Source organism: Streptomyces sp. NPDC111507 (assembly GCF_055638955.1).
In genome coordinates this window covers 111,423-131,703 of the sequence record NZ_JBVKBU010000023.1, presented here as the reverse complement: position 1 = coordinate 131,703, position 20,281 = coordinate 111,423, and the positions used below count along the sequence as shown (strand labels likewise).

Below are 20,281 nucleotides of genomic sequence, written 5' to 3'. Positions count from 1 at the left end.
TTTCCCTTTCCGGCGGTTCCGACTCTATCAGATCCTTTCGGGCCTGATTCCCAGTCAGCGGGGCTTGTCTTCCCAGCCCTTGGGCCGTTCCGACGAGTGAGACTTTAGCGGATTCCTGGCTCCCGAGCTAATCGGGGTGGCGCCCTTTCGAACGCGGATTCCTCATTTCGCAAACACGCATGAAAACGATCCGACGACGAGTCGTCGTTCGTTGAGTGCTTGTTGCGGAATGGCTGTCCGGGGACCGACCGGAGTCGGCGCTCACGTCGGACAACTCGGAGAACACTACGTACCGGGTAGAGGCGTGTCAACTCCGCTCCGGGATGCCCTCCGGAGGCGTACGCTCACAGCCATGACTACACATACGTGCACCCAGCAGTGGTGGGCCGCCTGACAGGCGGCCGTACTCACGTATGTACTCAACGGCCGCCGCCTCGGCGGCCGTTTTTGTGTCTCCCTCCTGGAGGAGCCGGCCGGCGGGTGCGGCGGCCTCGACCAGGAGGTGGAGAGATGACGCGGGTCTTCAGTGGGGTCAAGCCGACCGGGCATCTGACGCTGGGGAACTATCTCGGGGCCATGCGGCGGTGGGCCGATGTCGATCAGCACCAGGCCGACGCCCTGTTCTGTGTCGTCGACCTGCACGCGCTGACCGTGGACCACGATCCGGGACGGGTGCGCAGGCTCAGTAGGCAGGCGGCGACGTTGTTGCTGGCCTCGGGGCTCGATCCGGAGCTGTGCACCGTCTTCGTACAGAGTCATGTGGACGAGCACGCGCGGCTGTCGTATCTGCTGGAGTGCGTCGCGACCGACGGGGAGATGCGGCGGATGATCCAGTACAAGGAGAAGGCCGCGCGCGAGCGGGAGCGGGGCGGGAGTGTGCGGCTGTCCCTGCTGACGTATCCCGTGCTGATGGCGGCGGACATCCTGGCGTACGGGACCGACGAGGTGCCGGTCGGGGACGACCAGACGCAGCATGTGGAGCTGACCCGGGATCTCGCGGTGCGGTTCAACCAGCGCTACGGGCACACCTTCGTGGTGCCCCGGGCCACGCGGCCGCAGGTCGCGGCGCGGGTCATGAATCTGCAGGAGCCGACGTCGAAGATGGGCAAGAGCGATGACGTGGGGCCCGGCGTCGTCTATCTGCTCGATGAGCCGGATGCCGTACGGAAGAAGATCATGCGGGCCATGACCGACAGCGGGCAGGACGTCGTGTACGACCCCGAGGCGCGGCCGGGGGTCTCGAACCTGCTGGAGATCCTCGCCGCCTGTGAGGGTGCGGATCCGGAAACCCTGGGCGGCGCCTATGAGTCGTACGGCGCTTTGAAGAAGGACACCGCCGAGGCCGTGATCGAACTCCTCAGGCCCGTGCAGGAGAGGCATAAGCGGTTGTGCGCGGATCCCTCGTATGTGGAGGCGGTCCTGCGCGACGGCGCCGAGAAGGCCCGGGAGATGGCGCGTCCTCGGGTGGACGCGGCGTATCGGGCGATCGGGCTGCTGGCCGCCGGCTGAAGTCCCGGAGGAGAGGGGCCGAGTGAGCGACGGGGCCGGGGCGGTGGCCCCAGCCCCGGCCCCGTTGTCTTCAGTTGTTGCCGGAGGCGAGTTCGCGGCTGCGGTCGCGGGCTGCCTCCAGTGCGGCGATGAGGGCCGCGCGGACGCCGTGGTTCTCGAGTTCGCGGATCGCGTTGATCGTGGTGCCCGCGGGAGAGGTGACGGCCTCGCGGAGTTTCACGGGGTGCTCCCCGCTGTCGCGGAGCATCACGGCGGCGCCGATCGCGGACTGGACGATCAGGTCGTGGGCCTTGTCGCGGGGCAGGCCGAGCAGGATGCCCGCGTCCGTCATGGCCTCGACCAGGTAGAAGAAGTACGCCGGTCCCGAGCCGGAGAGCGCGGTGCAGGCGTCCTGCTGGGACTCGGGGACGCGGAGCGTCTTGCCGACGGCGCCGAAGATCTCCTCGGCGTGGGCGAGGTGCGCTTCGGTGGCGTGGCTGCCGGCGGAGATGACGGACATCGCCTCGTCGACGAGGGCGGGGGTGTTCGTCATGACCCGGACGACGGGGGTGCCCGTGGCCAGGCGCTCCTCGAAGAAGGAGGTGGGGATGCCGGCCGCGCCGCTGATCACCAGGCGGTCGGCGGGGACGTGGGGGGCGAGATCGTCGAGGAGGGTGCCCATGTCCTGCGGCTTGACCGTGAGGATCAGGGTGTCGGCGTTCTTGGCGGCCTCGGCGTTGGTGACGGCGGTGACGCCGTAGCGCTCCTGGAGTTCCCTGGCGCGCTCGGGGCGGCGGGCCGTGACCAGCAGATCGGTGGGGGCCCAGCCGGATCGGATCACTCCGCTGAGCAGGGCTTCGCCGATCTTGCCGGTGCCGAGGACTGCGACTTTCTGGGTCATGGTGCGGGTGCCCTCCGGGGGTGCGTCGTCCTGGGGTCATCCTCGCACTTGGGGGGTTGGGCGGGGTGGGGTGTCCGTTGGGCGGACGGGGTGGGTCTGTTGCCGTGGGGGCTTTCTCGCCCCCGCCGCCCCTACCCGTCCCATCCCGTTCCTGGAGGCTCCGCCCCCAGACCCCCCGGTGGGTTCTTTTGCCCGCGGGTGGGTGGGGGCTGGGCGCGCAGTTCCCCGCGCCTCTGGGGTGCGGGGCTACGCCCCGGCACCCGTCTGCGTGGAATCGTCATGCGGTGCGGCGCCTCAGGGTTGCCGCGCCCAGGGTCAGGACCAGGAGGGCGCAGCCCGCCACGATGAACGCGTCGCGGACGAAGTTGGTCGTCATGTCGGTGTGCTTGAGGACTTCGTTCATGCCGTCGACGGCATAGGACATGGGGAGGACGTCGGAGAGGGCTTCGAGGACGGGGTGCATGGCGGAGCGGGCCGTGAAGAGGCCGCAGAGGAGGAGCTGGGGGAAGATCACCGCCGGCATGAACTGCACCGCCTGGTATTCCGAGGCCGCGAAGGCCGAGACGAAGAGGCCGAGCGCCGTGCCCAGCAGGGCGTCGAGGAGGGCCACGAGCAGCAGGAGCCAGGGGGAGCCCGTGACGTCGAGGCCGAGGAACCAGACGGCGAGGCCCGTGGCCAGGGCCGACTGGACGACGGCGACGGCGCCGAAGGCCAGGGCGTAGCCGGCGATCAGGTCGCCCTTGCCGAGGGGCATGGCGAGGAGGCGTTCCAAGGTGCCCGAGGTGCGCTCGCGCAGGGTGGCGATGGACGTGACCAGGAACATCGTGATCAGCGGGAAGATCCCGAGGAGGGAGGCCCCGATGGAGTCGAAGGTGCGCGCGCTGCCGTCGAAGACGTAGCGGAGCAGGACGAGCATCAGGCACGGGATGAGGATCATCAGCGCGATGGTGCGCGGGTCGTGGCGGAGCTGGCGCAGGACGCGGGTCGCGGTGGCGGTCGTACGGGAGTAGTTGATCGCGCTCGGGCGGACGGGGGCCGTCGTGCCCGCGTGCAGGGTCGCGTTCGTGGGCGTGGTCATCGGACGGTCTCCTTGCGGGTGCCGGCGGTCGCGGTGGCCTCGTCGACCAGGTGGAGGAAGGCGGCCTCGACGGTGTCGCGGCCGGTGCGTTCGCGCAGGGCGTCGGGCGTGTCGTCGGCGAGGATCTCGCCCTCGCGCATCAGGAGCAGGCGGTGGCAGCGCTCGGCCTCGTCCATGACGTGGGAGGAGACCAGCAGCGTCGCCTTCCGTTCCGTGGCGATGGCGTGGAAGAGGTTCCACAGGTCGCGGCGCAGGACCGGGTCGAGGCCGACGGTGGGCTCGTCGAGGACCAGAAGCTCGGGGGTGCCGAGCAGCGCGACGGCGAGGGAGACGCGGTTGCGCTGGCCGCCGGAGAGGTTGCCGGCGAGGGAGTCGGCGTGGGTGGTGAGGTCGACGTCGGCGATGGCCTGGGTGACATGGGCGGCGCGGCGGTCGGCGGCGGCGCGGCCCGGGTCGAGGATCGCGGCGAAGTAGTCGAGGTTCTGACGGATGGTCAGGTCGTCGTAGACCGAGGGGGCCTGGGTGACGTATCCGATGCGGGAGCGGAGCGCGGCGTCGCCGGCGGGGCGGCCGAGGACTTCGAGGGTGCCGGTGACTTTGGCCTGGGTGCCGACGACGGTGCGCATGAGGGTGGACTTGCCGCAGCCGGAGGGCCCGAGGAGTCCGGTGATCTGGCCGCGGGGTACGGCGAAGTCGAGGCCGCGCAGGACGGTGCGGGGGCCTCGTACGACGGTGAGGCCTGCGGCGTGGATGGCGGTGGCCGGGGACTGAGAGGCCTGAGGGGACTGGGGGGACTGGGGGGTGGTGGTGGCCGTCGCCGGGGGTTGGCCGGGGGGCCGAGGAGCAATATTCATCATGTGATGAATATTGCTCGGGAGGCGTGGCGCCGTCAAGCCCGGTCGCATTCGACGGCGCAGGCGCGCGGCGGCGTGATCGGAAGGGGGCGCTCCGGCGTGCGGTGGGGTGGCGCGCTTCCGTGCTCACTCGGCGGTTGCGCGGAAGGGCTGCGCGATCAACTCCCGTTACCGACAATGGATTTCAGTGCGCGGTCATATGCCCACCGGCCTTGGTGCCGCGCCGTTGGATCCGCCGCGCCCTCCCCCGGCTCGGCACCCACGCATCTTCCGCTCTCAACCGGAGGTGCCGTTGCCATGCGTAAAGCCGATCTGCGTCGAGCCGATCTGTTCGCGTCTCTCGTCGTGTTTCTCGTTGCGTTGCCGTTGTGTGTAGGGGTCGCCATCGCCTCGGGCGTGCCGGCCGAGTTGGGGCTGGTGACCGGGATAGTCGGCGGGCTGGTCGCCGGGGTGCTGCCCGGGAGCAGCCTTCAGGTGAGCGGGCCCGCGGCCGGGCTGACCGTGCTGGTGTACGAGGCGGTGCAGACGTACGGACTGCGGGCCCTGGGTGTGCTGGTGCTCGGCGCCGGGCTGGTGCAGCTCACGCTCGGGGCGCTGCGGCTCGGGCGGTGGTTCCGGGCCGTGTCCGTGGCGGTGGTGCAGGGGATGCTCGCCGGAATCGGCCTCGTGCTCATCGCGGGCCAGGTCTACGCCATGGGTGACGCGTCCGCGCCAGCGAGCGGGCTCGGGAAGATCGCCGGGCTGGTGTCGCTGCCCGGGGACGCGGACTCGGTGGCCCTCGCGGTCGGGGGCGCCACCGTGGTCGTACTGCTGCTGTGGCCGCGTTGGCGGCGCGGGGCGCGGGTGGTGCCGGCGCCGTTGCTGGCGGTGGCGCTCGCGGCGGGTGCGACCGGGGTGTTCGATCTGTCCGTGCGGCGGGTCGAGGTGCGCGGGCTGCTCGATGCCGTACAGCCGCCGTCCTTGGCGGACCTGGGACGGCTTACGGAAGTGGGCATGCTCGGGACGGTGGTCGCCTTCGCGCTGATCGCCTCCGCCGAGTCGCTGTTCAGCGCGGCGGCGGTGGACCGGCTGCACCGGGGGCCGCGGACCGACTACGACCGTGAACTCATCGCGCAGGGTGCCGGGAACGCCGTGTGCGGGGCGCTCGGGGCGCTGCCGATGACCGCGGTGATCGTGCGGAGCGCGGCGAATGTCCAGGCCGGGGCCCAGACCAAGGTTTCGCGCGTACTGCACGGGGTGTGGCTGCTGGTCTTCACGGTGGTGGTGCCCGGGGTCCTCGGGATCATTCCGGTGGCGGCGCTGGCGGGGTTGCTGGTGCACGCGGGCTGCAAGTTGGTGCCGGTGCGGGAGGTGCGGGTGCTGTGGCGCGGGCATCGCGGGGAGGTGGTCGTGCTGGGTGTGACGGCGGTGGCGATCGTGGTGGGGAATCTGTTTGAAGGGGTGCTGGTCGGGCTTGCGCTCGCCGTCGCCAAGACCGCGTGGGACATCAGCCATGTGCATGTGGAGACGGAGGACCGGGGGGCGGCGGGGATGGTCGTACGGGTGATGGGGAACGCCACGTTCCTACGGCTGCCGAAGCTGCTGGACGCCTTGGAGGCGTTGCCGCACGACCGTGACGTACGGCTGGAGCTGGGCGGGTTGCGGCATGTGGACCACGCGTGTGCGGCGGCCCTGGAGCGGTGGGCCGCCGCGCGGGATCACGAGCGGGTGGCCACGATCACCAGTACGTCGTAGACCTCCTCGACCCTGCCGTCCGGGAAGGTCTCCAGGAGGCGGGTGCGCTCCTCGGCGAGGAAGGCGTCGGTGTCTTCCTTGCCGAGGACCAGGAAGGCCGAGTGGCTGCCGATGTTGGCGAGGTGGGTGTCCATGGGGACGTGGCGGCTCCAGCGGACGACGCGGTGGGTGTGGGGCGGGGATTCGGGGGCGCCCTTGAAGGCGCGTTCGGTGAGGAAGCCCGGGGTTCGCTGGTGGGATTCGGTGTCTTTTTGGGTCTTGGTGGCGGTGCCTTCCGCGTTTTTGGTGGCGGTGCCTTCCTCGGCTTTCGTGGCGGTGCCTTCTTCGGTGGGGTGGGCGTCCTCGAAGTACTGATCGATGCGCTGGGCCTGGGCGGCGATCCAGGGGACGTCGAGGGCGGACGTGTTCCACCAGAGCGCGAGGGCGCCGCCGGGGCGCAGGACGCGGAAGGCCTCCGGGAGGGAGTGGGCCGGGTTCGTCCAGTGCCAGGACTGGGCGTACGTGAGGAAGTCGGCGGAGGCGGTGGCGAGAGGGAGGGCGTCACCGGTGCCCCGGACCAGGGGGATGTCGGGGTGGGCGCGGCGGAACTCGGCGGCCATGCCCTCCCCGGGTTCCACGGCGATGACGTCCGCGCCTCGGGCGTGCAGGAGGGTGGTGGAGATGCCGGTGCCCGCGCCCACGTCGATGACCTGCGCGCCCTTGAGGGGGCGGGCGGCCAGCTCTTCGAGGGTGGTGAAGAGGGCGGGTGGGTAGGAGGGGCGGTTCGCGGCGTACTGGGCTGCGGCCGTGTTGAAGGAGTGTGCTCGGGTGGTGTGGGAGAAGCGCGGGTGGGTCGTCATAAGGGAATGGTGGTGCGAGTCGGGGGTGGGGAAACAGCGGTTTTCGCCCCCGCCGCCCCTACCCGTCCCATCCTTGGGGGCTCCGCCCCCGGACCCCCGGGTGGGTTCTTCGGCTGCGGGTGGGTGGGGGCTGCGCGCGCAGTTCCCCGCGCCCCTGGGAGGTGTGTCAGGGGCGGCGGCGTTTTTTGGAGGGGTTGTGGGAGCGGCGCTCGTACTGGCGGCGTGCCTCCTCGTACTCCTCGCGGGCCAGCTTCTCGCCCGGGGCCTCGGCGAGGGCGCGGAGGGCGTAGGCGAGGAGGGAGCCGATGAAGCCGATGGCCAGAAGGCCGCGGAGGGAGGCCTGGCGGTCGGGGTCGGGGCGCTTGGAGAAGGCGTCCCAGGTGTGGCGGAACGCGAGCGCGCTGCACACCGCGAACATCACCACGACCAGGAGGGTCACCGGTTTGCCGACGTCCGCGATCGCCAGGCCCTGGTAGGCGAAGCGGAGCACGAAGCAGGCGGCGACCGCGGCGGCGAGCGAGCCGACGGCCACGGCGATGCGGCGGACCGTATAGCCGCCGTCCTGGGCCACCCAGGTCGTCCCGAAGAAGCGGAGGGGTTCGGGCTGGGGTCCCGCGGGGGTACCGGACTGGTTCTCGTCACTCACTCGACGATTATCGCTCCGGCCGGCCGCGGGGCCCCGGGCCCGGTTCGAGTCCCTGGCCTCGTTCGGTCAGGCGCAGCGCGGTGCCACGTAACCGTCGCTGCCCGTCTTCACGTACACGTCGGCCACGTACTCGCCGTTGGCGATGTTGTCCCAGATGTTCGACGTCCCGTAGGGACCGCTGACCGTCTCACCGGGGCGCTGGCAGAAGATCGGGGCCTTGGAGCCCGTCGGCAGAACCCTGACGATGGAATATCCCGTGCCGGGGCCGCTGCGGACGTTCACGCTGTAGCCGGGTGCGATCGGGTAGTACGTCACCGCGTCCGCGGATGCGGCCACAGGCGACCCCATCACCATCAGAAACGCTCCGACGGCAGCACCGGCGAACGTGGCGGATCTGCGTCCCTTGATTTTCATCCCTCTGTCCTGTCGGTAGGGGTGCGGGTGACCCTCGCTCGGTCGCCGGCGGCGTCGTGGGCGGGTTCAGGCGCAGCGCGGTGCCACGTAACCGTCGCTGCCCGTCTTCACGTAGGCGTCCGACACGAACTGGCCGTTGGCGATGTTGTCCCAGACGTTCGTCGTCCCGTAGTAGCCGCTGACGGACTCCCCCGGGCACTGACAGTAGATCGGGACGCTCGAGCCCGCCGGCAGGGTGCGGACGATGCTGTAATGCGTGCCCGGGCCGCTGCGGACGTTGACGCTGTATCCCGGTGCGAGAGGATACGTGCGGGTTGACTCCGCGCTCAGCGGCTCGGCCGCCGCCGTCTCTTCCGCGCCTGCGATCCCTATGTCTTCCGTGGCCATCCTGGCCTCCCCCGTTGAATGCTTGTCTGAAACGCTTGCCGTGAACGGTTCACGCCAAAATCGCGCTGCGCGTCGAGGCTAGCAAGCCGCCGATGGTTCGCACGAAGCATCGACTAGGCTCTGCGCGTCGCGCATGCGGACGGACCCACGGGGGGTGAGTGATGCCGCCAGAGCGCAGCGCCGGTACAGACCCGGAAGCGGAACTTCCGCGATTTGCCGGGCAGTACCAGCTGGAGGCGCAGCTCGGCTCCGGTGGCATGGGCATCGTGCATCTGGCGCGGTCCGCCTCCGGGTTGCGGCTCGCCGTCAAGGTCGTACATGCCGGATTCGCACAAGACCCCGAGTTCCGGGGGCGGTTCAGGCAGGAGGTCGCGGCGGCTCGACGGGTGAGCGGTGCCTTCACCGCGCCCGTGGTGGACGCCGATCCGGAGGCCGAACACCCGTGGATGGCCACGCTGTTCATTCCCGGGCCGACCCTCGCCGAGCATGTGAAGCGGAATGGGGCACTGCCTCCGGCCCGGCTGCGCCACCTGATGGCCGGCCTCGCCGAGGCGCTGCGCGACATTCACCGGGCCGGTGTCGTGCACCGCGATCTCAAGCCCAGCAATGTCCTCCTGGCCGACGACGGCCCCAAAGTCATCGACTTCGGCATTTCGCGGCCTTCCGACAGCGAACTGCGGACAGAGACAGGCAAATTGATCGGCACGCCGCCGTTCATGGCGCCGGAGCAATTCCGCAGGCCGCGGGAGGTCGGACCGGCCGCCGATGTCTTCGCGCTGGGCTCGGTGATCGTGCACGCGGCCACCGGGAGCGGCCCCTTCGACTCCGACAGCCCGTATCTCGTGGCCTATCAAGTCGTCCATGACGAGCCGGACTTGACAGGTGTCCCGGAGGAGCTGGCCGGCCTTGTCGCGCGCTGCCTCGCCAAGGAGCCCGAGGACCGGCCCACACCGGACGAGCTGATGACGGCGCTGAAGTCGGTGTCGGCCTCGTACGACACGCAGGCGTTCATTCCCGAGCAGCGCGGATCAGGCATTGCCGAGCAGCGTAGCTCGGGCATCCCTGAACAGCGTGGACCGAGCGGGCAGTCGGCGACGTCCGCGCGGGTCAAACCCTCCATGCCGAAGAGGCCCGAGGACTCCAGGAAACTCAAGAGGGTCCTCGCAAGGCGTTGGCGGCTCGCGGCCGCCGTTACCGCGGCCGTGATCGCCGCCGTGGTCGTCGGCGCCTTCGCCCTCCTCGACAGCCCCGACGCCAAGACGCCGAAGAAGAGCGCGGGACAGCGGTCGCAGAGCGGCTTCCAGCCATGGGACATCTCCCTGGGCACCCACGGCGCCAAGGCCAAGGGCCTGCCCCGATGCACGTACGCACCGCACGAGTTGTACTGCGTCCGTCCCGGCGTCCTGGCCGCCGCGCTCGACCCGGCGGACGGACACGTCCTGTGGTCGCGCGGCGACACGGACCAGGGAAGCCGCTACTCGACGGCGCCGCCCGTGCTGTCCGGCGGGCTTCTGCAGGTCGCCAGCGGAGACGGACGGCGGCTGACGGCGCTGGACCCCGCCACCGGCACAACCCGGTGGAGCCGTGACACCTCGCGCTACCGGGGTCACATCGCCCACGTCGGCGGCGTCGTCCTGCTCACCGGGCCGGACGGCAAGGTCACCGCACTCGATGCCGCGACGGGCGAGGAGAAGTGGCACCGCTCGATCCCCGGCCAGCCATCGCCGAGCTTCTACTCGTACGGGGACGCCATCGCCTACGCCGTGACGGGGACCGGGAACGGGACACGGGTGACAGCCGTGGACCCGCAGACCGGCGCCACGCGCTGGCAGCGGAGTCTGGACGGGACGCTGACCATCGTGGGATCCCATGACGGAGTGGTCTGGTTCACCTCGAGCGCGACCGACCAGTACACGGATGCCGTCGTGCGGTACGACACGGCCGATCGCTCGGTCCGCCGCATCCCGCTGACCATTCCGCTGCCGTCGTCACAGGCCGCCGTACAGGGCGACACGGTGTACCTGCTGGCCGGCGGAGGGGCGTTGGTCGCCGTGGACACCGGGACGTCGGCCCAGCTCTGGCGCGTGGAGACCTCCGTCAGCACGGCCTCGGCTCCGGTCGTGTCCGGGCGACGGCTCTATCTGACCGCGGTGGACGGACGACTCCTGGCCGTGGACACCGCACGCGGCACCCTGCTCGGTCAGACGAAGTCGCGGCTCGGCGACGACCGGGGCTCGCTCGTCGGCGCGATCCCGGCGCCGCTGGCGGCCGACGGGAAGGTCTACTCGGCCGCTCCGGACGGATCGCTCTTCGCGGTCGACGGGCGCGATCCCTCCGCCTGGTGAAGCGCGGAAGGGGCCGCTCCCCACGGAGCGGCCCCTTCCGATGAGCTTCTGGCGTCGGGTCAGCCCAGCTTGGAGACGTCTCGTACCGCGCCCTTGTCGGCGCTCGTTGCCATCGCGGCGTAGGCGCGGAGGGCGGCGGAGACCTTGCGGTCGCGGTTCGCGGGGGCGTAGACGCCGTTCAGGGCGTCGCGGCGGGTGGTGAGTTCCTCGTCGGAGACCAGGAGTTCGACCGAGCGGTTCGGGATGTCGATGCGGATGCGGTCGCCGTCCTGGACCAGGGCGATGGTGCCGCCCGAGGCCGCCTCGGGGGAGGCGTGGCCGATGGACAGGCCCGAGGTGCCGCCGGAGAAGCGGCCGTCGGTGATCAGGGCGCAGGTCTTGCCGAGGCCGCGGCCCTTGAGGAAGGACGTCGGGTAGAGCATCTCCTGCATGCCGGGGCCGCCCTTGGGGCCCTCGTAGCGGATGACGACGACGTCGCCGTGGGTGATCTCCTTGCGGAGGATCTTGTCGACGGCCTCGTCCTGCGACTCGCAGACGACCGCGGGGCCCTCGAAGGTCCAGATGGACTCGTCGACGCCCGCCGTCTTCACCACGCAGCCGTCGACCGCCAGGTTGCCCTTGAGGACCGCCAGGCCGCCGTCCTTGGAGTAGGCGTGCTCGGCGGAGCGGATGCAGCCGCCCTCGGCGTCCTCGTCCAGGGCCTCCCAGCGCTCGGACTGGGAGAAGGCCTCGGAGGAGCGGACGCAGCCGGGGGCCGCGTGCCACAGTTCGATCGCCTCGGGGGACGGGGATCCGGCGCGCACGTCCCAGGTCTTCAGCCAGTCGGAGAGGGACGGGCTGTGGACCGAGTGGACGTCCTCGTTCAGGAGGCCCGCGCGGTGCAGTTCGCCCAGCAGGGCGGGGATGCCGCCGGCGCGGTGCACGTCCTCCATGTAGTACGTGCGGTCCTTGGCGACGTTCGGGGCGACCTTGGCGAGGCACGGCACACGGCGCGAGACCTCGTTGATCTCGTCCAGGCCGAAGGGGACGCCCGCCTCCTGGGCAGCGGCCAGCAGGTGCAGGATCGTGTTGGTGGAGCCGCCCATGGCGATGTCGAGGGCCATGGCGTTCTCGAACGCGGCGTGCGTGGCGATGTTGCGGGGCAGGACCGACTCGTCGTCCTGGTCGTAGTAGCGGCGCGTGATGTCGACCACCGTGCGGGCCGCGTCCTCGTACAGGCCCTTGCGGGCCGTGTGGGTGGCGAGCACCGAGCCGTTGCCAGGGAGGGACAGGCCGATGGCCTCGGTCAGGCAGTTCATCGAGTTGGCCGTGAACATGCCGGAGCAGGAGCCGCAGGTCGGACAGGCGTTCTCCTCGATACGGAGGATGTCCTCGTCCGAGATCTTGTCGTTCACGGCGTCGGAGATCGCGTCGACCAGGTCGAGCGTACGGACCGTGCCGTCGACCAGGGTGGCGCGGCCGGACTCCATGGGGCCGCCGGAGACGAAGACCGTCGGGATGTTCAGGCGCAGGGCCGCCATGAGCATGCCGGGGGTGATCTTGTCGCAGTTCGAGATGCAGATCAGCGCGTCGGCGCAGTGCGCCTCGACCATGTACTCGACCGAGTCCGCGATCAGGTCGCGGGAGGGCAGCGAGTACAGCATGCCGCCGTGGCCCATCGCGATGCCGTCGTCGACCGCGATGGTGTTGAACTCGCGCGCGATGCCCCCGGCCGCGGTGATCGCCTCGCTGACGATGCGGCCGACGGGCTGGAGGTGGGTGTGGCCCGGCACGAACTCCGTGAAGGAGTTGGCGACCGCGATGATCGGCTTCCGTCCGATGTCCGCGCCCGGTACACCGGAGGCGCGCATAAGGGCGCGTGCGCCCGCCATATTGCGGCCGTGGGTGACTGTGCGGGACCTCAGCTCGGGCATCGTCGCTCGCTCCTTCGGAGAGTAATGACTGAGGTCGAGCCTACGCCGGTGACCCAGGATTCGGACGGGGTGTCCGGAATGCGGGATGCCTGTCTCGGCGAGCGAGTGGCGGGGGCTGTTCTCGGTGGTGGGGCGGGGCTGTTCTCGGTGGTGGGGCGGGGCTGTTCTCGGTGGTGGGGCGGGGCCGTGGCGGTACGTCGAGCCCGTCGCCGCTGGATCAGACGTGGGCCGGGCAAGGGAGCCGCTGCTCGATCCGGACGTAAGCGACGGGCTTGCGACGTACCGCCACGGCCCCTCGCGTCGCAGGGCGGCCTCGCGTCGCGTGGTGGCCCTGCATCGCGTGGCGGTCTCGGGTCGTGTCGCGGCCTCGGGTGGTTGGTGGCTGTGGGGGTCAGTGTGTTGGGGGGGGTTGCCGAGCGGGGTGGGGTCGTGCGCCCACGCGGCGGAGCCGCACCATGTCACAGCCCCGCGCCCCTGTGGGGGCGCTCAGCTCACGGGGCCGTCAAGTGGCCCTGTACCACCGGAGCCACCCGCTCGACGATGCGTTCCACGTCCGCCGATGCCAGCGGCTCGATCTTGATGACGTAGCGGAGCATCGCCACCCCCACCAGCTGGGCCGCCGCCAGTTCGGCGCGCAGTTCCGCGTCGGGCAGGTCGAGGCGGCCCGAGATGCGGCGCAGCAGCTGGGCGGCGACGAGGCGGCGGAAGACGGCGGCCGCGGTCTCGTTGTTCACGGCGGAACGGACGATGGCGAGCAGCGGGGTCCGAGTGGTGGGGTTCTCCCAGATACCGAGGAGGAAGCGGGTCAGGCGCTCGCCGACCGTGTCGAGCGGGCCGTCCTCGACCGCGGCCGGCGCGGCCAGGGCGGGCGCGAACGCGCCCTCGATGGCCGCCTCGAAGACCTGCTCCTTGGTGCCGAAGTAATGGTGCACGAGGGCGGAGTCGACCCCGGCGGCCTTGGCGATGCCACGCACCGACGTCTTCTCGTAGCCGCGCTCGGAGAACTCCTCGCGGGCCGCGTCCAGGATGCGGTCGCGGGTGGCGGGGGCCGCCTCCGTCTCCGTACGGGTGGGCCGTCCCCTACGACGGGGGGTGGTGGCGTCCGTCACCGGCGGGGCACCTTCACCGCGGAGGCCAGGTGCAGTCGGGTGAAGGCCAGCGCCTCCGCCAGGTCCGCCTCGCGTTCGGCGCTGGACATGGCACGGCGGGTGTTGACCTCGATGACGACGTGGCCGTCGAAGCCGGAGAGGGCGAGGCGCTCCAGCAGTTCGGCGCAGGGCTGGGTGCCACGGCCCGGAACGAGGTGCTCGTCCTTGTTGGAGCCGTTGCCGTCGGCGAGGTGGACGTGGCCGAGGCGGTCGCCCATGCGGTCGATCATCTGCAGGGCGTCGCTGCGGGCCGTCGAGGTGTGGCTGAGGTCGATCGTGAAGTGGCGGTAGTCGTCCTTCGTCACGTCCCAGTCGGGGGCGTACGCGAGCATCTCGCGGTCGCGGTAGCGCCAGGGGTACATGTTTTCGACGGCGAACCGTACGTCCGTCTCGTTCGCCATGCGCCACATGCCCGTGACGAAGTCGCGCGCGTACTGGCGCTGCCAGCGGAAGGGGGGGTGTACGACGACCGTCGACGCGCCCAGCTTCTCCGCCGCCGCCTGGGCGCGCTGGAGCTTGACCCAGGGGTCGGTGGACCAGACGCGCTGGGTGATCAGCAGGCAGGGGGCGTGCACGGCGAGGATCGGGATCTGGTGGTAGTCGCTGAGGCGGCGGAGGGCTTCGATGTCCTGGCTGACCGGGTCGGTCCAGACCATCACCTCTACACCGTCGTAACCGAGGCGCGCGGCGATCTCGAAGGCCGTCGCCGTCGACTCCGGATACACGGACGCCGTGGACAGCGCGACCTTCGCATCCGGGATGCGCACGACTGGTTCTGCCACGAGGGACAGCGTAAGCCTCCGGCGGCGGGGCGGGGGGTGGTGGGGGTTGGCCGGGGGTCGGCGTCGGATGGGGGTCGGGTGGGCATGGGTGGCCGTGGGGCGGGGTGCCCCGTCGCCGTTGTGGCGGTTGTCGTGGGTGAGTGCGGGTGGGGTGTGACTGGGCACACAGTTTCCCGCGCCCCTGGTGAGGGGCGTGCGTCGGTGGGTGGGTGGGGTGTGGCTGATCGCGCCGTTCCCCGCGCCCCTGGTGGGGCGCGGGCCTCTGGGTGGGTGCGCGCTGTGTGGGGGGCTGGGCGCGCCGTTGCCCGCGTTCCTGGTGGCTGGCGCGCCGTGTCCCGCGTTCCTGGTGGGGCGCGGGGCACGTGGCGGCGGGTTACTCGGTCACTCTGATGCCATCTGGTCCAGGCGGCGGAGGATGACGCCCTCTCGTAGGGCCCAGGGGCAGATTTCCAGGGTTTCCACGGCGAAGAGGTCCATGGCGCCCTCGGCGACGAGAGCGCCGGCGAGGAGTTGGCTGGAGCGGCCTGGGGAGACGCCGGGGAGTTCGGCACGTTCGTCGGCGGTCATGGAGGCCAGGCGGGGGACCCAGTCCTCCAGGGAGCGGCGCTTGAGTTCGCGCTGGACGTAGAGGCCGTCCGTGGAGCGGGCGGCGCCGGCCAGGCGGGCGAGCTGCTTGAAGGTCTTGGAGGTGGCGACCACGTGGTCGGGGGCGCCGAAGCGGCTGAATTCGCCGACGGTACGCGCGATCTCGGCCCGGACGTGGCGGCGCAGGGCCCTGATGGCCGCCGGGTCGGCGGGATCGGTGGGCAGCCAGCCCGCGGTCAGCCGTCCGGCACCGAGTGGCAGCGACGCCGCCGCGTCCGGCTCCTCGTCCATGCCGTACGCGATCTCCAGCGAACCGCCGCCGATGTCGAGGACCAGCAGCTTCCCCGCCGACCAGCCGAACCAGCGGCGGGCCGCCAGGAAGGTCAGCCGGGCCTCTTCCGCACCCGTCAGGACCTGGAGCTCGACGCCGGTCTCGGCCTTCACCCGGGCCAGTACGTCGTCGGCGTTGCTGGCCTCGCGCACGGCGGAGGTCGCGAACGGCAGCAGGGCCTGGACGCCCTTGTCCTCGGCGGCCTCCAGCGCGTCCCGGACGGTCGCGATCAGTTTTTCGACACCGTCGAGGCCGATCGCCCCGCTCTCGTCGAGCAGTTGGGCGAGCCGCAAGTCGGCCTTGTGCGAGTGCGCGGGCAGCGGGCGCGCGCCGGGGTGTGCATCCACCACCAGCAGGTGCACCGTGTTCGAACCCACGTCGAGGACACCGAGTCTCATATACGGAACGCTACTGCGCGTACGGCGATCGACCGTCCCCGGAGCGGGCTGAAGCGACTTACCCTGGACGGGTGCCAAAGACGAAAAAGGCGAAGCCCGACAAATCGACCAAGGGTTCTTCGCAGGCGAAGCCCTCCGCGTCCAAGAAGTCCCCGACGAAGCCCCCGAAGAAGGCCACCGTGTCCGACGAGAAGGGGCTCGACTTCGCTCGGGCATGGGTGGAGTTTCCGGATCCCGCCGACGCCGAGCAGGTCTTCCGGTGCGATCTGACATGGCTGACCTCTCGCTGGAACTGCATCTTCGGAAGCGGCTGTCAGGGCATCCAGGCCGGTCGCGCCGACGACGGCTGCTGCACCCTCGGGGCCCACTTCTCCGACGAGGACGACGAGAAGCGGGTGGCCGGGCACGTGGCACGGCTCACGCCGGACATCTGGCAGCACCATGACGTGGGGCTGAAGACCGGCTGGGTCTCCGAGGACGAGGACGGCGACCGCCAGACCCGCCCCTACCAGGGCTCGTGCATCTTCCAGAACCGGCCCGGCTTCGCCGGCGGCGCGGGCTGCTCGTTGCACATCCTGGCGATCAAGGAGGGGCGCGAGCCCCTGGAGACCAAGCCGGACGTCTGCTGGCAGCTGCCCGTGCGCCGGACGTACGAGTGGATCGACCGGCCCGACGACACGCGCGTGCTCCAGGTCTCCATCGGCGAGTACGACCGCCGGGGCTGGGGTCCGGGCGGCCACGACCTGCACTGGTGGTGCACGTCGGCGACCTCGGCACACGGCGCGGGCGACCCGGTGTACGTCTCGTACCGCCCGGAACTGATCGAGCTGATGGGCAAGGCGGGCTACGACCGGCTGGTCGAGCTCTGCGAGGAGCGGCTGGCCTCGCAGCTGCCCTTGCTGGCGCCGCATCCCGCGGATCCGGTCGCCTGAGACCCCCCGGTCCATCGTCTTCCCGCCCCTTCCCGCCCCGCGGGCGTCACGAGGACGGGTTCGGGGCGGAGCTGTCGCCGGGCGGCGGCGTCGAACCGCCCGGGTCCGACGGATCGGACGGGCCCGACGGGTCCGACGAAGGGGGCGGGGACGACGGGTCCGTGGGCGTCGGCTGGGGGTCGCTGGGCGTCGGTGGCGGGTCCGAGGCGGGCGGGGTCGGACCGGGGGCGGACGGGATGGGACGGCCGGGCGTCGGGCCGGAGCCGGCCGGGGTGGACGGACCCGCTGTTCCGTACCCCCCGATCGTGACCACCGCTCCCGCCGGTGCGATCGCCACCCGCGCGCCCCAGGGGCCCACCGGCTCGCGAAGATGATCGACGTACACCTTGATCGTGAACGTTTCTCCTGGGGCCAGCGTTCCCGACGACTGACTGAAGTAGAGCCAGGACGCTCCCGTCCCGGCGGACCAGTGGACCGGCGAGTTCCCGGAGGCGGCGAGCGTGACAAGGGTCGTGTCGCCGCTGCCCGAGGCCCGGACCGAGAGGTGTCCGGCGCCGCTTCCCGCACTGGGGGCGCTGATGACCTCCACGGAGACGTCGGGCGAGCGGTTCCCCTTGGCGAAACGGGCGTCGGGTCTGGCGCTGGCGTTGCCGGCGTTCTCGTAGCCGCCCGCCTCGTCGCCGGTGATGCCGTCGGGGCCGTGCGCCTCGCTCGCGGTGATCGAGCGGCCGTCGGCGCCCTCGCCGGTGAGGGGCGCGCCACGATAGGCCGCCCAGAGGGCCAGGACGGGTGCGGCGACGACGGTGGCGACGACGGTCGTCGTGACGGCACGCGCGCGAAGACGGTCCCGGCGGGCGGCGTGGTCCTTGGGGTCCACGGGGAAACCGCGCCGGTCGAAGCGTGGAGCGGCACCCCGCGCGCGCGGGACGTGTGCCATCGCGATGTGCAGGGCCGCGCGCGGGGCCTCGAGGACGGGAAGCGCGGCGGGCGTGACGGTGGTGCCGGGCCAGGCGCCGGGCGCGGCGCGCTCGGCGGTGCGGCGGCAGCGCGGACAGTCGTCGACGTGCCGGACCAGTTCCCGGCGCAGGGTGGTACTCAGGACGAGCTGGTTGTCGCCGGTGAGGCGGCCGACGCTCGGACAGGTGCCGGTCTCCACGACGGCGAGGGCGGCGCGGGTGCGTTCGACCTCGCAGGCGGCGGTGGCGAGCAGTTCGCGCGCCTTGACGAGGTCCAGGCCGAGGACGGCGGCGACCTCGGCGGCGGCGAGCTGGTGGCGCACGGCGAGTTCGAGCGCCTCGCGCTGCTCGGGGCTGGTGCCCGCCGCCTCCGGCCACGCCAGCAGGGCGAGTTCGTGCCGGCGCCGCTCCTGCGCCTCCTCGGAGACCGGGGCGCTCAGCGCCTCGGCCGCATGCCGGCCGGCGGCTTCCTTGTGCCCCTTGAAGAGGGCCTTGTGGCCCTTGGCGGGCGTACGCCGACCGGAGGCGTGGGCCGCCTGGCGCCTGTGCCGGGCCTCGGTGAGCTTGCGCAGACAGGACCAGCGGGCGAGGGCGTACAGCCAGGCCCGGCGGTCGTCCGCGGACACCGGGCCACGCTGGCCACGGCGCTCGGCCAACGCGAGGGCGTCCCCGAGGGCGGCGGTGGCCTCGTCGTGGTCGCACAGCACGGACAGGCAGTAGGTGAAAAGGCCGTCCAAGTAGGGCTCGTAGCGCGCGGGAGGGCGCTGAGCCAGGGTGCGGGTGTGCGCGCCGCGGGGCGCGGTCACCCGCTTGCGCGCATCTCCGTGCGCCCGGTGTGTACCGGTGGTGTGCGTGGAGGTCTCCGGACTGCTGCTCATCACCCGTGCGACCGTAGGTGCCCCGGGGTGGCCCCTTCTTCCCCCTTGAGCACATTTAATCCGTACGGGTGAAACGATCCCTCAAAAGGGGACAGGACCCTCCGATTGCGTGGCCCACACCGTCACAGGCGGCAACGGCAGGGCATGGCGGATGCCTCACCGAGCGGGCCCGCCCGTGCTGTCAGTCCTCTCGGCTACGGTTCCGTCATGGCTGCCCGTACGAAAACCGCGAAGGACCGGCCGTCCTACCGCTGCACCGAGTGCGGATGGCAGACGGCCAAATGGCTGGGCCGCTGCCCCGAGTGCCAGGCGTGGGGCACGGTCGAGGAGTACGGCGCTCCCGCGGTCCGTACGACGACACCGGGCCGCGTCACCACCTCCGCGGTGCCGATCGGGCAGGTCGACGGCCGTCAGGCCACGGCCCGCTCCACCGGCGTACCCGAGCTGGACCGCGTCCTCGGCGGCGGTCTCGTCCCCGGCGCGGTCGTCCTGATCGCGGGCGAGCCCGGTGTGGGCAAGTCCACGCTCCTCCTGGACGTGGCGGCGAAGGCGGCGAGCGATGAGCACCGCACGCTGTACGTGACGGGTGAGGAGTCGGCCAGCCAGGTCCGTCTGCGCGCCGACCGCATCAAGGCGATCGACGACCACCTCTACCTGGCGGCGGAGACCGACCTGGCCGCCGTGCTCGGCCACTTGGACGCCGTGAAGCCCTCGCTCCTCATCCTGGACTCGGTCCAGACCGTCGCCTCTCCGGAGATCGACGGGGCGCCCGGCGGTATGGCCCAGGTCCGGGAGGTCGCCGGGGCGCTCATCCGTGCCTCCAAGGAGCGCGGCATGTCCACACTCCTTGTGGGCCATGTCACCAAGGACGGCGCGATCGCGGGCCCCCGTCTGCTCGAACACCTCGTGGACGTCGTCCTGAGCTTCGAGGGCGACCGCCACGCGCGCCTGCGTCTCGTCCGGGGGGTCAAGAACCGGTACGGGACGACCGACGAGGTCGGCTGCTTCGAGCTGCACGACGAGGGCATCACGGGCCTCGCGGACCCCTCCGGCCTCTTCCTCACCCGCCGTGCCGAGCCCGTCCCCGGCACCTGCCTGACCGTCACCCTGGAGGGCCGCCGCCCGCTGGTGGCCGAGGTACAGGCCCTCACCGTCGACTCCCAGATCCCCTCCCCCCGTCGTACGACGTCCGGCCTGGAGACCTCCCGGGTCTCGATGATGCTGGCGGTCCTGGAGCAGCGAGGCCGGATCAGCGCCCTCGGCAAGCGGGACATCTACTCGGCGACGGTGGGCGGCGTGAAGCTCTCCGAGCCCGCCGCGGACCTCGCGATCGCCCTCGCGCTCGCGTCGGCGGCGAGTGACACCCCGCTCCCCAAGAACCTCGTGGCGATCGGCGAAGTAGGGCTCGCGGGCGAGGTCAGACGGGTCACGGGAGTGCAGCGCAGGCTCGCCGAAGCCCACCGTCTGGGCTTCACGCACGCCCTCGTTCCCGGCGATCCGGGCAAGATCCCCGCCGGTATGAAGGTCCTGGAAGTCGCGGACATGGGCGAGGCACTGCGAGTCCTTCCACGCTCCCGTCACAGAGAGGCCCCACGGGACGAGGAGCAGCGCCGGTAGACTTTGCCCTGGTCTCGCCCGTCCGTACGAACCCTGGACGAATCTTGGGCGACCG

The 20,281-nt window shown here is 71.3% G+C and carries 17 protein-coding genes; 5 read left to right on the top strand and 12 right to left on the bottom strand.

Annotation, left to right across the window (positions count from 1 at the left end; genetic code table 11):
* The first annotated feature begins 510 nt into the window (after positions 1 to 510).
* Positions 511 to 1,509, top strand: coding sequence for a tryptophan--tRNA ligase (gene trpS, locus ACZ7M2_RS47640; protein ID WP_471600582.1), 999 nt, complete (start codon positions 511 to 513; stop codon positions 1,507 to 1,509).
* Between the two features lie 70 nt (positions 1,510 to 1,579).
* Here the strand turns inward: trpS and proC are convergent, their stop codons facing one another.
* From proC to ACZ7M2_RS47625, 3 genes are all read right to left on the bottom strand, one after another.
* Positions 1,580 to 2,389 (bottom strand): pyrroline-5-carboxylate reductase, encoded by an 810-nt coding sequence (proC, locus tag ACZ7M2_RS47635; protein ID WP_471600581.1) that lies wholly within the window; start codon positions 2,387 to 2,389, stop codon positions 1,580 to 1,582.
* 277 nt (positions 2,390 to 2,666) lie between these two features.
* Positions 2,667 to 3,467, bottom strand: coding sequence for an ABC transporter permease (locus tag ACZ7M2_RS47630; RefSeq protein WP_471600580.1), 801 nt, complete (start codon positions 3,465 to 3,467; stop codon positions 2,667 to 2,669).
* Complete coding sequence (locus tag ACZ7M2_RS47625) at positions 3,464 to 4,324, bottom strand: ABC transporter ATP-binding protein (protein WP_471600579.1); 861 nt, start codon at positions 4,322 to 4,324, stop codon at positions 3,464 to 3,466. Before ACZ7M2_RS47625 ends, ACZ7M2_RS47630 begins: the two co-directional genes overlap by 4 nt.
* A 294-nt stretch (positions 4,325 to 4,618) precedes the next feature.
* Here ACZ7M2_RS47625 and ACZ7M2_RS47620 point away from each other — a divergent pair, with 294 nt between their 5' ends.
* Entirely contained in the window at positions 4,619 to 6,055 is a 1,437-nt protein-coding gene (locus ACZ7M2_RS47620; protein WP_471600578.1) for a SulP family inorganic anion transporter, read from the top strand.
* On the opposite strand, the gene ACZ7M2_RS47615 is transcribed toward ACZ7M2_RS47620, so the two are convergent.
* The 4 genes from ACZ7M2_RS47615 to ACZ7M2_RS47600 all read right to left on the bottom strand — a co-directional run bounded on the left by ACZ7M2_RS47615 (position 6,019) and on the right by ACZ7M2_RS47600 (position 8,341).
* Positions 6,019 to 6,894, bottom strand: a complete 876-nt coding sequence (locus tag ACZ7M2_RS47615) for a class I SAM-dependent methyltransferase (RefSeq protein WP_471600577.1) — start codon at positions 6,892 to 6,894, stop codon at positions 6,019 to 6,021. The two genes, ACZ7M2_RS47620 and ACZ7M2_RS47615, sit on opposite strands and share 37 nt — an antisense overlap.
* Before the next feature lie 166 nt (positions 6,895 to 7,060).
* Positions 7,061 to 7,540 (bottom strand): EamA/RhaT family transporter, encoded by a 480-nt coding sequence (locus ACZ7M2_RS47610; RefSeq protein ID WP_471600576.1) that lies wholly within the window; start codon positions 7,538 to 7,540, stop codon positions 7,061 to 7,063.
* Positions 7,541 to 7,606: 66 nt separating this feature from the next.
* Positions 7,607 to 7,894 (bottom strand): peptidase, encoded by a 288-nt coding sequence (locus tag ACZ7M2_RS47605; RefSeq protein WP_471600589.1) that lies wholly within the window; start codon positions 7,892 to 7,894, stop codon positions 7,607 to 7,609.
* A 126-nt stretch (positions 7,895 to 8,020) separates the two neighbouring features.
* Complete coding sequence (locus ACZ7M2_RS47600) at positions 8,021 to 8,341, bottom strand: peptidase (RefSeq protein ID WP_471600575.1); 321 nt, start codon at positions 8,339 to 8,341, stop codon at positions 8,021 to 8,023.
* Positions 8,342 to 8,502: 161 nt separating this feature from the next.
* On the opposite strand from ACZ7M2_RS47600, the gene ACZ7M2_RS47595 reads away from it, so the two are divergent.
* Positions 8,503 to 10,686, top strand: coding sequence for a serine/threonine-protein kinase (locus tag ACZ7M2_RS47595; RefSeq protein ID WP_471600574.1), 2,184 nt, complete (start codon positions 8,503 to 8,505; stop codon positions 10,684 to 10,686).
* A 59-nt stretch (positions 10,687 to 10,745) separates the two neighbouring features.
* Here ACZ7M2_RS47595 and ilvD read toward each other — a convergent pair whose 3' ends face one another.
* From ilvD to ACZ7M2_RS47575, 4 genes are all read right to left on the bottom strand, one after another.
* Positions 10,746 to 12,599: a dihydroxy-acid dehydratase gene (gene ilvD / locus ACZ7M2_RS47590; RefSeq protein WP_352053923.1), complete on the bottom strand. Its 1,854-nt coding sequence runs from the start codon at positions 12,597 to 12,599 to the stop codon at positions 10,746 to 10,748.
* Positions 12,600 to 13,090: 491 nt separating this feature from the next.
* A complete protein-coding gene (locus ACZ7M2_RS47585; protein WP_471600573.1) occupies positions 13,091 to 13,708 on the bottom strand; it encodes a TetR/AcrR family transcriptional regulator in 618 nt (205 codons plus the stop codon).
* Positions 13,705 to 14,529, bottom strand: coding sequence for a sugar phosphate isomerase/epimerase family protein (locus ACZ7M2_RS47580; protein ID WP_075032411.1), 825 nt, complete (start codon positions 14,527 to 14,529; stop codon positions 13,705 to 13,707). Before ACZ7M2_RS47580 ends, ACZ7M2_RS47585 begins: the two co-directional genes overlap by 4 nt.
* 381 nt (positions 14,530 to 14,910) lie before the next feature.
* Positions 14,911 to 15,843, bottom strand: a complete 933-nt coding sequence (locus ACZ7M2_RS47575) for a Ppx/GppA family phosphatase (protein ID WP_471600572.1) — start codon at positions 15,841 to 15,843, stop codon at positions 14,911 to 14,913.
* 71 nt (positions 15,844 to 15,914) lie between these two features.
* Between ACZ7M2_RS47575 and ACZ7M2_RS47570 the strand changes: the two genes are divergently transcribed.
* Complete coding sequence (locus tag ACZ7M2_RS47570) at positions 15,915 to 16,775, top strand: DUF3109 family protein (protein WP_471600571.1); 861 nt, start codon at positions 15,915 to 15,917, stop codon at positions 16,773 to 16,775.
* 46 nt (positions 16,776 to 16,821) lie between these two features.
* On the opposite strand, the gene ACZ7M2_RS47565 is transcribed toward ACZ7M2_RS47570, so the two are convergent.
* Positions 16,822 to 18,612, bottom strand: coding sequence for a BACON domain-containing protein (locus ACZ7M2_RS47565; protein WP_471600570.1), 1,791 nt, complete (start codon positions 18,610 to 18,612; stop codon positions 16,822 to 16,824).
* Positions 18,613 to 18,816: 204 nt separating this feature from the next.
* On the opposite strand from ACZ7M2_RS47565, the gene radA reads away from it, so the two are divergent.
* The gene (gene radA, locus ACZ7M2_RS47560; protein WP_095853276.1) at positions 18,817 to 20,226 is read left to right on the top strand and encodes a DNA repair protein RadA; all 1,410 of its coding nucleotides are present in this window, start codon (positions 18,817 to 18,819) and stop codon (positions 20,224 to 20,226) included.
* The last annotated feature ends 55 nt before the right edge of the window (positions 20,227 to 20,281 follow it).